16 protein-coding genes and 2 pseudogenes are annotated in these 12,432 nt (G+C 41.5%); 8 read left to right on the top strand and 10 right to left on the bottom strand.

Annotated features, from left to right (window positions below):
* Positions 1 to 4: 4 nt before the first annotated feature.
* Positions 5 to 922, top strand: coding sequence for a gluconolactonase (locus tag VB693_RS02750; RefSeq protein WP_323264956.1), 918 nt, complete (start codon positions 5 to 7; stop codon positions 920 to 922).
* A gap of 83 nt (positions 923 to 1,005) precedes the next feature.
* Complete coding sequence (locus VB693_RS02755; RefSeq protein WP_323264957.1) at positions 1,006 to 1,566, top strand: antibiotic biosynthesis monooxygenase; 561 nt, start codon at positions 1,006 to 1,008, stop codon at positions 1,564 to 1,566.
* On the opposite strand, the pseudogene VB693_RS02760 reads toward VB693_RS02755, so the two are convergent.
* Positions 1,567 to 1,659 (bottom strand): annotated as a pseudogene (locus VB693_RS02760) (element excision factor XisI family protein); the annotation flags it as partial.
* Positions 1,660 to 1,723: 64 nt separating this feature from the next.
* On the opposite strand from VB693_RS02760, the gene tnpC reads away from it, so the two are divergent.
* On the top strand, positions 1,724 to 3,196 hold the full coding sequence (gene tnpC, locus VB693_RS02765; RefSeq protein WP_323264958.1) for an IS66 family transposase: 1,473 nt from the start codon (positions 1,724 to 1,726) through the stop codon (positions 3,194 to 3,196).
* A gap of 36 nt (positions 3,197 to 3,232) precedes the next feature.
* On the opposite strand, the pseudogene VB693_RS02770 reads toward tnpC, so the two are convergent.
* Positions 3,233 to 3,286, bottom strand: a pseudogene (locus VB693_RS02770) (element excision factor XisI family protein); the annotation flags it as partial.
* A gap of 323 nt (positions 3,287 to 3,609) precedes the next feature.
* Here VB693_RS02770 and VB693_RS02775 point away from each other — a divergent pair.
* Positions 3,610 to 3,852: a hypothetical protein gene (locus VB693_RS02775; RefSeq protein WP_323264959.1), complete on the top strand. Its 243-nt coding sequence runs from the start codon at positions 3,610 to 3,612 to the stop codon at positions 3,850 to 3,852.
* 33 nt (positions 3,853 to 3,885) lie between these two features.
* Here VB693_RS02775 and mdh read toward each other — a convergent pair whose 3' ends face one another.
* The 5 genes from mdh to VB693_RS02800 form a co-directional block, all read right to left on the bottom strand.
* Positions 3,886 to 4,869, bottom strand: coding sequence for a malate dehydrogenase (mdh, locus tag VB693_RS02780; RefSeq protein ID WP_323264960.1), 984 nt, complete (start codon positions 4,867 to 4,869; stop codon positions 3,886 to 3,888).
* A gap of 208 nt (positions 4,870 to 5,077) precedes the next feature.
* Positions 5,078 to 5,293: an NAD(P)H-quinone oxidoreductase subunit O gene (locus VB693_RS02785; RefSeq protein WP_323264961.1), complete on the bottom strand. Its 216-nt coding sequence runs from the start codon at positions 5,291 to 5,293 to the stop codon at positions 5,078 to 5,080.
* Between the two features lie 106 nt (positions 5,294 to 5,399).
* Positions 5,400 to 6,272 carry a DNA-formamidopyrimidine glycosylase gene (locus tag VB693_RS02790; protein ID WP_323264962.1) on the bottom strand — a complete coding sequence of 291 codons (873 nt, stop codon included), beginning with the start codon at positions 6,270 to 6,272 and terminating at the stop codon, positions 5,400 to 5,402.
* Positions 6,273 to 6,512: 240 nt separating this feature from the next.
* The gene (locus VB693_RS02795; protein ID WP_190697365.1) at positions 6,513 to 6,725 is read right to left on the bottom strand and encodes a photosystem I reaction center subunit IV; all 213 of its coding nucleotides are present in this window, start codon (positions 6,723 to 6,725) and stop codon (positions 6,513 to 6,515) included.
* Between the two features lie 294 nt (positions 6,726 to 7,019).
* A complete protein-coding gene (locus VB693_RS02800) occupies positions 7,020 to 7,604 on the bottom strand; it encodes a PAP/fibrillin family protein (protein WP_323264984.1) in 585 nt (194 codons plus the stop codon).
* 244 nt (positions 7,605 to 7,848) lie between these two features.
* Here VB693_RS02800 and VB693_RS02805 point away from each other — a divergent pair, with 244 nt between their 5' ends.
* From VB693_RS02805 to VB693_RS02815, 3 genes are all read left to right on the top strand, one after another.
* Positions 7,849 to 8,088, top strand: coding sequence for a DUF3134 domain-containing protein (locus VB693_RS02805; protein ID WP_190697359.1), 240 nt, complete (start codon positions 7,849 to 7,851; stop codon positions 8,086 to 8,088).
* A 75-nt stretch (positions 8,089 to 8,163) separates the two neighbouring features.
* A complete protein-coding gene (gene mraY / locus VB693_RS02810; protein ID WP_323264963.1) occupies positions 8,164 to 9,267 on the top strand; it encodes a phospho-N-acetylmuramoyl-pentapeptide-transferase in 1,104 nt (367 codons plus the stop codon).
* Positions 9,268 to 9,465: 198 nt separating this feature from the next.
* A complete protein-coding gene (locus VB693_RS02815; RefSeq protein WP_323264964.1) occupies positions 9,466 to 9,897 on the top strand; it encodes a hypothetical protein in 432 nt (143 codons plus the stop codon).
* A gap of 68 nt (positions 9,898 to 9,965) precedes the next feature.
* On the opposite strand, the gene VB693_RS02820 is transcribed toward VB693_RS02815, so the two are convergent.
* Together VB693_RS02820 and psb28 are read right to left on the bottom strand one after the other, a co-directional pair.
* Entirely contained in the window at positions 9,966 to 10,469 is a 504-nt protein-coding gene (locus tag VB693_RS02820; protein WP_323264965.1) for a molybdenum cofactor biosynthesis protein B, read from the bottom strand.
* A gap of 124 nt (positions 10,470 to 10,593) precedes the next feature.
* The gene (gene psb28, locus VB693_RS02825) at positions 10,594 to 10,929 is read right to left on the bottom strand and encodes a photosystem II reaction center protein Psb28 (RefSeq protein WP_190697346.1); all 336 of its coding nucleotides are present in this window, start codon (positions 10,927 to 10,929) and stop codon (positions 10,594 to 10,596) included.
* A 292-nt stretch (positions 10,930 to 11,221) separates the two neighbouring features.
* Here psb28 and VB693_RS02830 point away from each other — a divergent pair, with 292 nt between their 5' ends.
* Positions 11,222 to 11,965 carry an alpha/beta hydrolase gene (locus VB693_RS02830; protein WP_323264966.1) on the top strand — a complete coding sequence of 248 codons (744 nt, stop codon included), beginning with the start codon at positions 11,222 to 11,224 and terminating at the stop codon, positions 11,963 to 11,965.
* On the opposite strand, the gene dtd is transcribed toward VB693_RS02830, so the two are convergent.
* Positions 11,955 to 12,419, bottom strand: coding sequence for a D-aminoacyl-tRNA deacylase (dtd, locus tag VB693_RS02835; protein WP_323264967.1), 465 nt, complete (start codon positions 12,417 to 12,419; stop codon positions 11,955 to 11,957). The two genes, VB693_RS02830 and dtd, sit on opposite strands and share 11 nt — an antisense overlap.
* Between the last annotated feature and the right edge of the window lie 13 nt (positions 12,420 to 12,432).

Genomic DNA, 12,432 nt, shown 5'->3' on the forward strand with positions numbered 1-12,432 from the left:
CAATATGGAAAATTTAGTAGGTTTACCCCCTATTTACGAGGATACACCGATTGATTTAGCTCCTGCTAAAATCATTACCTCATTCCCTGTCAATACTTTTCTTGAAAATCTGGCGATCGCTCCCGATGGTACAATCTTCGTAACTAACCATGAAGTTGGTAAAATTGTTCGCATCACCCCATATGGCAATCAGCAGATTCACGCCAGTGTGGAAGGAAAAGTAAGCGGTCTAGCTTTCACTAGTGATGGCGGTCTGATAGCTACAGGATGGAATGCTGATTCTGTACCCGTGGTTTCTCTAGTTGCCAAGGATGGTACAGTAGAAACCTTGTTAACCTTGCCAGATGCCATATTCCTCAACGGTATCACCCCTCTATCAGATAACAAGTATTTGACAGCAGATTCCTATCGCGGTGCAATCTGGCTAATTGATGTTGCTCAACCCAGTGCATCTATTTGGTTAGAACATCCTTTGCTGGCTCGCAGCAATGCAGAGAACCCCATTCCAGCCGCCAATGGGATCAAACGTTTTTGCCGGACGGTCTACGTTTCTAATACAGAACAAATGTTGTTATTGCGGATTCCCCTTGGTGTGGGAGATCACCCCAGTGAGCCGGAAGTCTTTGTAGAGAAGACTAACATTGATGACTTTGCATTTGACGTAGAAGGCAACCTGTACGGAGCAACGCACATTTACAACACTGTAGTACGGATTGGGACTGATGGCATAACAACTATTATTGCTCAAGCCGAGCAAGGTGTAATTGGCAGTACATCTGTAGCCTTTGGTCAAAGTGAAGGCGATCGCACGTCCATCTATATCGTCACCAATGGCGGAATGTTTTTACCTCCTCCCACGGGAGTTGTTGCTGCTAACGTTGTGCGGCTAGAAGTCGGGAAAGCTGGATATATCTTTGTTTAAACAATACCTGAATCATTTGTAGGGGCGCACGACTGTGCGCCCCTACAAATGTATTTGTCCTATTATTATTGGTAGCGATAGAGATGGAACAAGACGATCAAATTATCACGGTAGTCATTTCACAAGTTGTGAAACCAGGATGTGAAGCTGCTTACGAAGCTTGGTTGAAAGATATAACCACTGTTGCTAGAACTTACGTTGGTCATTTGGGTACAAATATCATTCGTCCCCAAGCTGGAGTGCGTCCTGAATATGTGATTATCTTTCGGTTTGACGGCTACGAAAATCTTAAGACTTGGATGACATCACGCGATCGCGAATATTGGCTAACTCAATCCGCAACTTTGATAGAATCTGACCCCGAAGTTCAGCATATCAGTGGTTTAGAAGCTTGGTTTTCCCTTCCCGGTAAACCATTGAAGACTCCACCACGCTATAAAACAGCACTGCTAACTTGGGGATCAGTATATGTGTTGATTAATGTTTTGAATACATTTATCACACCTCTACTGCGCGGCTTACCTCCCTTCATTATTTCGTTGATTATTACAATTACTATGGTTTTGCTGTTAACTTATGTTGTCATGCCCAGAATCAGCCGTTTGTTGAGCTTCTGGCTATATCCTAAATCACGAAAAGTTTAGCTAACCAACAGCAAACTCTGTAAATTGTCTTTTAAAGGGGGAATGAAAAGCTAATACGATTTCTTGTTTGGGTATACCTCGACTAATCAGTTCATTGGTAAGGATTCAGGTGGCAGAGTATTGACAAAGGGATCGCTTGAGGGTGAGTATCACAAATATGAACCAAAATCTGCCTCAAGATTTAGACCGAGAAAGCTTAAACCAGTTGTCGAAGGAAGAACTGGTAGAGATAATTATTGAGCAGAGCAAGGTAATACGTGAGTTACAGAAAATAGTATTAGAACTACAGCAAGAAATAGAACGTTTAAAAGTCAGTAGAGATTTGGATAGCTCTAATTCGTCGAAACCACCGTCTGGGGACATTCACAAAAAGAGCGAAAACAAAAAAGCACCCCCACAAGAGGAATCAAATCAACCGAAAAGAAAGCCAGGTGGACAGCAAGGGCATCAAGGTAAGACTGGTAAGGGTTTTAGCAGAATAGATCGTTATGAAATTTTGCGTCCAAGTGATTGTGTCTTTTGTGGTCACAAAGCATTTGCAGCGGGAGCAGTAAAAGTAGAAAAACAGGCTGTAGCGCAACTGGTGGCATGTCCCATTGAAGTCGTAGAGTATCAACGCCATACCTGCGTGTGTGAGTGTTGTGGAAATGTACAAGCAGCACAGTGGTCACAAGATATCATCCCAGGGCAAGATTTAGGAACGTCTTTACAGGCATTTTTAGGATGGGCAAATAATTACGCACACATGCCCTATGAAAAACAACAAGAAATGTTATGGGAACTCGGTCACATTGAAATTGGACTGGGAACTTTAGTCACCACCAATGAACGAATTCAAAAAGCAATTGAACCGAGCATTAGTGAATTAAGTAATTGGGTAAAACAGACGCAACCAAACATTCATGTAGATGAAACACCTTGGTCAGTCAAAGGAGTTAAAGAATGGTTATGGGTAGTTGCCAATTCTGATTTCTGCCTGTTTACTGCGGCTGATACTCGCTCTAGAGCCGAACTAGAAGCAATTTTAGGGACTGAGTATACAGGAGTATTCAGCAGCGATGATTTTAGTGTCTACAATGGTTATGCTGTAACTGACCAACAGAAATGTTTGGCTCATCTACGCCGTCACTTCAAAAAATTAATTCAACTTCCAGGTCTTCACAACCAAGTTATTGGTGAAGCATTTGTTGATTTAATTGATGAAGCTTTTAGACATTACGCCCTATGGTTTGAGACTCTTGACTGCGCTAGTTACAATGATTGGGTCAATCAATTCAAATCCAAATTACAACAAACACTCGATTGCTGGATTGACTTAGCAGGGGCTACAGCAGGTAAGCTTTTACGTTCTTTGCGTGATAAAGCACATCAATGGTGGTATTTTCTTCACTACCCTGAAGTTCCTCCTGATAACAATCAGGCCGAACGTTCGCTGCGTTTAGCTGTTACAAAACGTAAAGTTAGTGGTGGCTCCCGTTCGATGGAGCGATTTCAACACACTGCCAATTTATTGACAGTAGTGCAGACTTGTCGCCGTCAAGGTAGGTCTGTAATTGATTTTTTTGCACAAGCTTTACTGGCTTACTCTAATAATTATTTGTCTCGTCCTTCTTTGCTTCCGCAATATTAGACCTGAATCCTTACGTTCATTGGCAATACCTCCTTAAGTCCCATCATGTTGAATCCAAATTTTTTCGTTTTTAATATCTAGATGCAAAACACGTTTAATATCCCAACAACATTTAAGGCTAACCGCGAGTTTGATAATATGGCAATGTGGCTGAAATTGCTCAACGGTTTGGTGGAGTTACGCAACTTAGAGAAGCAGTGAAACACTTGCAAAGTTTACTTTACATAGCTTAATTATATTAATTATGCAAGACAGAGGTTACATATTTTTATTTCAAGGTAAATATGCTGATGTACTCAAAAATCGTGTTAAAGACAGGAAAATATTTAGAGAAACTGTACCTTTTGTAGTGTCAGATAAATATCAAACAGTAGAGTTTCATTTTATATCAACAACAGGAATTAGCATTGATTATGCCGCGCATCCAAAGCAATACAGCTACTGTCACTGACACCTTGATTGTGGGACTAGGAATGAACGGTGAGATTGACTACGGCAGCTTTGAGAGCTTGAATATTCAACTGGGGGCTGGGAGTGATGTCATCACCATTGAAAGCACTCATCAACGGATGACTATGATTGCCACAGGTGCTGGTAATGATGTGGTGAATGCCGAAAGCAAATCCGCCAATAAATGCAGATGCCTATCGGTTTGATTCAGTAGCGCACCAGAAGCAGCAAGGTATTTGTTAAACCGAACTTGTAGCAGCTAAAATTTCTTTTGCTCGCTCAATATTTTTCTGTACAGATTGAGCCGAAATCTGCAAAGCTGCTTTTTCACTCTCACTCAAATTCAATTCCAAAACACTCTCAATTCCACCAAAACCCAAGCGACAAGGAACACCAATCACCACATCTTTTAAACCATATTCACCTTGCAGATATGTCGCCACAGGTAACAACCGCGACTGATTCAATAAAATTGATTCCACCATCACACTAGTAGCCGAAGCTGGGGCAAAAAATGCGCCGCCAGTCTGCATCAATTCCACAATTTCCGCACCACCATTGCGGGTTCTCTCTACCAAACGTTCAATTGTGTCTGTATCCAATAATTCCGTGATGGGGATACCATTAACTGTGGCGTGACGAGATAAAGGAAGCATCAAATCGCCGTGACTACCTAAAACCATCGCTTTGACATCAGCAGGTAAAACCCCCAACTCCAAGGCGATAAAAGTTTCAAATCGTGCGGAGTCCAACACCCCAGCCATCCCCATGATTCTATTCCGAGGTAAACCCGTCGCTTCCCAAGCTAAATAAGTCATCACATCCAAGGGATTGGTGACTACGATAAAAATAGCACTAGGAGAATAGGCGATCGCACTCTTGGCTGCTTCAACAACAATTTTGGCGTTAGTTTTCAGCAAATCATCCCGACTCATCCCTGGTTTGCGGGGAAGTCCGGCGGTAATCACCACAATTTGCGAACCAGCCGTATCAGCATAATTATTTGTCCCGATAATCTGACGATTATGTAATTCCAGACCCCTAGCTTCTAATAAATCCAGTGCTAAACCTTGGGGTATTCCCTCAACAATATCTAATAAAACCACATCTGCCAGATTTTTCTCAGCGATGCGTTGGGCTAGCGTACTACCAACTCTACCAGCACCGATGATAGAGACACGAGGTAGACGACAAGAAATTGAGGACTCAAGGAGAGAAGACATAGTTCGGTTAAAAAGTGCAACCTATACCACCCAGGGTAACAGCTAGTTTTGCGATCGCCAGTAGCTTAAGTAAGAAAATCTCCTATGTAGAATGGACGAAATCAAGTCCGAATAAACAAGTTTGTAGTAAGGACTTTAGTCCTTAGAAAAATCAGGACTAAAGTCCTTACTACGAACCGTCAAAACTAACGTGATAGACCACTAGCCGCTATTCAAAAGCTTCGAGTTGATCCAAACGTAACCAAATATTCGGTGTCGGGACTTGTCCGAACATCACCAAGGCGTAATCACCCTTAATATCTACAATTTCACCTTTAGTTTCAAACAAATACGCTGGAAAGCGAGTGTCACTAGCTTTAGCCTCCACACTATTTTCCAGCTTATCGCGGATAGCCCGCACCATATTTCCTTTTTTTACCGGCATAATTTCCCCTTTAAAGTTTTGACACCCTTTTAAAGAGGATTATAGGGGATTGGGGACTGGGTAAGAATTGTTCCCTTGTCTCCCTTCTTTTGCTTCCCCTACACCCTTAATGCTGACACTGGGGGCAAAAATGACTGGATCTCCCCCCTAACTTAATTCGCTGAATTACTTCACCACAGACTCTACAGGGTTCTCCTGCACGGTTGTAAACCCAGGCGACACCGCCATAGTTACCATTGATCCCCTTGACATTCAGGAAATTACTAAAAGTTGTTCCGCCAGCAGCAATACTGGTTTCCAACACTTGAATAATCGCGGTTCGTAAAGGCTCGATTTGCTTTAACTTTAAATCTGTACACAGCGTTTGAGGCAATATCCCACTCTTAAATAATGCTTCATCAGCATAAATATTACCCAACCCAGCCACCACCGATTGATCTAATAGTGCAGTCTTAATGGGACGACGGCGATTATGCAGCTTATCGGCTAAATACTCAACAGTAAACTCCGGCGAGAAGGGATCAGCTGCAAGTTTACCTAACCCAGTCATGACACTTTCTACAGCTACTCCCGGCTGCACCCACCACATTTGTCCAAAAGTACGCTGATCAACAAACCGTAACTCCTGTTGATCTCCAAAGAATATTCTTACCCGTGTGTGCTTGTGCAATGGTTCATCGGGCTTTACCCATAGTAACTGACCAGTCATTCGCAAATGAACCCCTAGCCAACCGCCAGAAGGGGAGGATGAGGAAGCAGAGGAAGCAGGGAGGGGTTGAGAGAGTTCACAGAGGAGATATTTACCGCGACGCTGCCAATTAATGATAGTTTTGCCTGCGATCGCATTTACAAACTCATCTACAGAAAAAGGGTGGGCGATGGTGCGATTGAGCAACACATCTCCACCCGTGATTTGCCAATTCAGAGTCAATTGATTTAGACCCCGACGGACTGTTTCGACTTCAGGCAGTTCAGGCATTTAAACTGATTTAGCAAGCGATTAGATTTATTTATAGGGATCAAAAATTGAATTACTAATATAGATACATTTGCTAACTCAACTACGAAAAATAATCCGCAAATACCCGCAGGTCGGTGCTGATTTAGTAGAGTAGTCTGAGGTGAAGAATGAAAAAATTATAATTTTTATTCCTCGGTATCTATATTTTACCCTTCGCTTCATCATCCCATTAAATAAATCCCCTTCAGGCTAGGCTAGTTATTTTTTAGCTTTAGCCTTGGGTGCTTCTACCTCTAGAAGTTCATCTGGAGAGAAGTTGTTAGTGTTGATGCCAGAGTAATTTACCTTCTCAAAGCGGACAATTACAGGGTATTTGATGCCACTTTGGTCTACGGAAGCTACAGTGCCGACATCTTGAAACCAGTAGGATTCTGGGCGAAGAACACGTACTTTAGAACCACGTTGTACCATGATTATTTTCCCTTTTAGTTATCAATCGCCATTATTTAGGGCTAATTGATTTCACTCTACAACTTGAAGGTCGTTACTAGAGGATTTGTTAAGTTATTTATCTGATATTGAATAACTTCTGCCCCTCTCCTTCCCCTGCTTCCCCTGTCACCTGTCACCTGTCCCCATATACCAATCTCTACCTTTAGTTGCTTTTATGTCCCAAATTACAAACCTAGTATGGTGTCATACCCTCCTTGACAAAGTACCAACAATGACGTACCGTCGTTCGCAAACACATATTTAAGGAAAATACTATGTTTTACTTAAAACAAACACACTACCCTCGTTACCCCTGCCAATTCGCAAGTTTTCGTCTAGGTAGGTGATATCCAACCAGCCTTGTTGTGTATCACTCTTGATAGGTACATCCAACGCCGTAAATTTTTTACCAGCCACAATTTGTTGGATAAAATTCTCTGGAGAAGTGTATCCTATTAATCTTTGTAGACCAATGATAGAACGCTCAAATTTTACTTGGATACGTCGCTCTGAAACTGGCTCAAATTTGGCGGCTACACTGACTAATCCTTCTAAGTAAGGTAAGCCATAAATCTCGGCAATGTTGTAAACGCTCGTAGTTTCTACCCGAATACACTGATAAATTTGACCAAGTTTATATACAGGTATGCGATCTATATTCAAGAGAGCCTTGCTAGTGGTGTAAAGTAAACGCCAATTGCCTTCTAGTAAATTGGTAGCCTCTAATGGACGAGGTGTAGGATTTAAGTCTTCTAAGCTGGCGATCGCTGCTAGGATAAACTGCTTTTGTGGTTGACTAGCTAGTAAACCCCGATTTGTAAGAGCGATCGCATCTAGTAGAGCCGCTTTTTTCATGATCACCTATTGCCTCAAAAATTATCAGGATTAAAGCCACATTAAATTGATATTAATGTCCTATGTATAAAGCCGGAAAAATTACTCAGAATCAGTGCTTAATTGCGTTATCACTATTAAATAAAATATTTTGGTTAGCTTGCGGATTTATTCATCCCAGAGTTGAAGAAATAACTAAATTATCGCGTGTCAAGTGATAGACTTCTTAATGTCTAGTTACATAAGCTTTTTTGCCTATTAAGTCGATATGTTGAATTCTCCCCTACGTGAAGAACCTCGGAATCAGCGTGCTGCTGTCATCCCCCTAAAGCAAGAGTCTTCTTTATTAGATTGGCTACAAGCTAACGGACGGATCATACCGCGCGACGTTCAAGAATCTAGTGTTCGAGATGAAGAAGAAGAAATATCAGAATTTCTCGGTGGGGATGACGGCATTGACTACCTTGATGATGATGATGATGACGATATCAGTCTAGACGAAGATTAGTCTTTTTTGACTGGGATTTCCGAAAGAGTATTCAGTTAAGCAGTTTTATTAAGTGTGGAGTGAAGGGAAGTTTTTGTGGACGCTAAATTATCTCCAAACCAAGGATTAAATTTTTCTGGGATTGGTCTGGCTTCTGGCCTAGCCGCCGGACTGGGTATAGCAGCTGTAATTCTAGATTGGTTGGCAAACAGAACCCCTTGGCAGGGCATATCTCTGACTCTGCCACTGGTAATGTCTACCGTAATTTCAGCTGTTGTAGGTTACTTTGTAGTGCCTCTACTGCAAGCCCTCAAAACTGGGCAAATTATCCGCGAAGATGGTCCCCAAGCCCATTTAAAGAAGGCGGGTACACCAACGATGGGAGGTATCTTTTTTATCCCTGTGGCGGTGATATTAGCTTGTGTTTGGTCTAGTTTTGCACCAGAAGTGCTTGCTGTCTCCGCATTAACTCTCAGTTATGGTTTAATTGGCTGGATTGACGATTGGCAAATTCTCCGCCGGAAGTCTAATAAAGGCATCTCTCCCCGGATGAAATTGTTATTGCAAATTGGTTTTGCTCTAGCTTTTTGTGTGTGGCTGATGTTTAATCAACCTGCCAATATTACGAGTGTTGCATTACCTTGGGTAGGTTTTGCCTTACCTTTAGGATTCTTATTCTGGCCGTTGGCTGGCTTTGTCCTCGTGGCAGAGAGTAATGCAACTAATTTAACTGACGGTATTGATGGTTTGGCAGCTGGAACAGTAGCGATCGCCTTGCTAGCATTAGGTGCTATAGTTGCTCCTACTTCCCCTGGATTAATGGTTTTCTGTGCAGCCTTAAGCGGTGGCTGTTTAGGTTTCTTAGCCCACAACCGCAACCCAGCCCGTGTGTTCATGGGAGATACTGGTTCTCTAGCTTTGGGTGGTGCTTTAGCAGCCGTAGCGTTGTTAACTAATAGCTTGGTAGCCTTGTTTATTCTCAGTGGTATATTCTTTGTCGAAACCCTGTCTGTGATGGCACAGGTGACTTATTACAAAGCCACCAAAGGCCCCGATGGCAAAGGTAAGCGTCTGTTTAAAATGGCCCCTCTACATCACCATTTAGAATTATCAGGTTGGTCGGAATTGCAAGTAGTTGGTGTATTTTATATCATCGCTGCTATGTTAGCGACAATTTGTTTAGCGATCGCTCCTTTTTAAATCTTTTTAAATAACTATAAAACTTTAGCCCCGCTTTCTGGATGAAGGTGGGGTTATTCTATTAAGCTTTTAGTGTTGTTGAATAATAATATTTAGAAGTTCACGCAGAGGAGAACGCCAAAAATAATTTTATCTATTATTAATTCAGAAATTGTCTGTGAATGAATTGGATCTATTCATAGCGTTAGCAATGAAAATATGAAAAGGGTAATTGCACCAATATTATTAATGGGAATTAGTGTCGGGTTACTAGCAAGCAGCCCCAGTAATGCTAATAGTAGTAATTTGTTAGTAGCCCAAGCTAACAATAGAAATCGAATTGCACAAGAGTTTATCGCGAGTGGAACAGAGCCTTTTTGGAGTGTGACAATTAGCAAAAAAGGAATTATTTACGCCACGCCAGAATCCCGTCAAAGTTTCCCTTATGTTTCGCCGTTACAAGCATCTGGTCGCCCAGTAGACTTAGTAAGAGTTTATCGATTGAGAGATAGAAATAATGCAACTAATACTTTGGTAATTAAAAAAGTAGATTCCTGTAGTGATGGTATGTCTGATATCACATATCCTTATTCAGCTATATTTATTAGGGGTAATACTGTTTTAGAAGGTTGTGCCAAACCAAATAAATAGCGGTCACTTCGCTGCGCTCCGAATTTAAAATTCAAAATTAATTACTTCCGAGTAGCGTTACTATTCCCCTATTTTCGTATTTGGCTAACCAAATGACTAAGTTCTGGTAAGATGAGCTTTTCCATCCCCAATCGCACAGCATTGCTAGAACCAGGTAGAGAGAAGATGAGTTTATTTTGATAAACACCAGCAACCGCACGGGAGGCGATCGCACGCGAACCAATTTCTTGATAACTTAAAAATCTAAACAACTCCCCAAATCCCGGTAGGGTTTTTTCCAGTAATTTCTCAATGGCATCATAGGTAGTATCTCTAGGTGCGATCCCTGTACCACCATTAAAAATCACCGCATCTAAATTGGCTTTTTGACCAAGTAATTCTATCTGTTGTTGAATTTGTTCTGGTTCATCTTTGATGATGGCATATGCTCCCACAGCATAGTTAGCACCAGTTAGCAACTGCTGGATAATTTGACCGCTTTTATCTGTCTCTAGTGTACGTGTATCACTGACGGTAACAACAGCACAAGCTACTGTTATTCCCGGTGCATCTGGATGAGGTTGTGATGTCATGATCGCTATGATGAAAGTCATTAGTAGCAATATGCGAAGCTCAAAAGTCAAAAGTCAAAAGACTCGTACTCTCGGCTGTGTGAAGTTAATAGCCAATGACTAATGACTAATGACTAATGACTACCTATGCTTTACTGAATCCTAAACCCTTGTCTTCAGCGTATCGCTCCATAAAACGCATAAAGCGATCCCATTCATCGCTAGATTTCATCAAGTAGATAGCTTCTAACGCTTCTGGTTTACCGTTGATGAATTTACCCTTGACCTCACGGGTGATTAGTTCTCCTTCTTCATCAATTAAGTACATCCCGGTAATCTCATCGGTGCTACCTTGGGCTAGAATTTTAGGATTTGTAAAAATAAAGGTTGCTGTACCACTGTCACCAGTGCGCGATCGCGTCAAACGTACTTCTGGAATTACGTCTTCGTCAAGTCCCTTGGAAAACTGTATTTTCGCCATGATGAGTTTAAAGTTTTGTGATCATTAGTTTAATATTCTCTCATCATTTGGTGGGTATTAGGGAGCAAAGGAAACACAGGGAATCTCTATTGCCTATTGTTTACTAAATAACGATCGTGAAAAGTTCAGGTAAAAACATTGTTTAAGAAGCCATACAGAGAATCCCTATCTACAACACACTAAGTATCCCGTAGGGAATGCACATACATAAAGGCTTGGTAAAAGTTTAAACTTTGTGTAAAAATGACAAAAATTAAGAAAAACTTCTAAAAATACCAACTTTTAAATTGATATGAGTTTATTTTGTCTAGTTCACGGTGCTTTCCAAGGTGCATGGTGTTGGGATTTGCTAGTTCCCTACTTAGAATCACAGGGCCACAAAACCCTAACAATGGATTTACCAATTGAAGATACATCTGCTACCTTGTCCGATTTTGCGGATGCAGTAATTCAAGTGATGCCAAAAACTGATGATGATATTGTGCTAGTTGGTCACTCAATGGCTGGTACTATCATTCCTCTGGTTGCCGAAGCAGTAAAAGTGCGTCAGTTAGTGTTTGTAGCTGCTCTGATTCCTTATCCTGGAATCAGTACACTAGACCAATTTTCTCATCATCTTGATTCTGATACACTCAAATCATTAAATTACCAACCAAAAGACCCAAGCCAATTAGAACAGTTTTATTCTGAGCCTAGTATGTATGAACCAACTGCGCTAGGCAAAGATTTTTCAGACGAAGCAGTATTAATAGATTTGTTCTTGCATGATTGTCCACCAGATGTAGCACAGTGGGCAATCTCAAAAAATCGTTCGCAACAATCTCTGGCATATATTTATGAAATAAATCCTCTAAAAGCATTGCCTTCGGTTGAGCGTAAATATATTGTTTGTACCAAGGACCGAATAATATCTCCTGCATGGTCACGCTATGCTGCACGCAAGCGTTTAGGAGTCGATGCCATTGAACTACCGTCTGGACATTGCCCACATCTGTCTTGTCCTGACCTTCTTGCCTCAGTATTAACTACTGATTAATTGTTTGGAACTCTTTCTCCAGTATCAAAGTTACTGGTCCGTCATTTTCGATGCTGACTTGCATCATTGCGCCGAATTTACCTGCTTCTACTCGCAAACCGCTATTTTGTAACTTAGCAACAAAGCTTTTATATAATTCTTCAGCTTGGGAAGGATTCGCCGAACGGTCAAAGGAAGGACGGCGGCCTTTGCGACAGTTACCGTAGAGGGTAAATTGGCTAACTACCAACAACTCACCGCCAATTTCTTGTACAGATTTTTGCCACCTATCCCCATCTTTTTCATCAGGAAATAGGCGTAACTCTAAGCATTTACGCGCCATCCAGTCGAGTTCTGCATCTGTGTCTGTATCAGCGATCCCTACGAGTAAATTTAATCCTCGGCCAATTTTGCCAATTACTTCACCGTTAACGGTAACTTGAGATAATTTTACTCGCTGGACGATTACACGCATATTATAGAAATCC

The sequence above is a fragment of the Anabaena sp. UHCC 0399 genome, assembly GCF_034931465.1.
Classification (GTDB): domain Bacteria; phylum Cyanobacteriota; class Cyanobacteriia; order Cyanobacteriales; family Nostocaceae; genus Trichormus; species Trichormus minutissimus.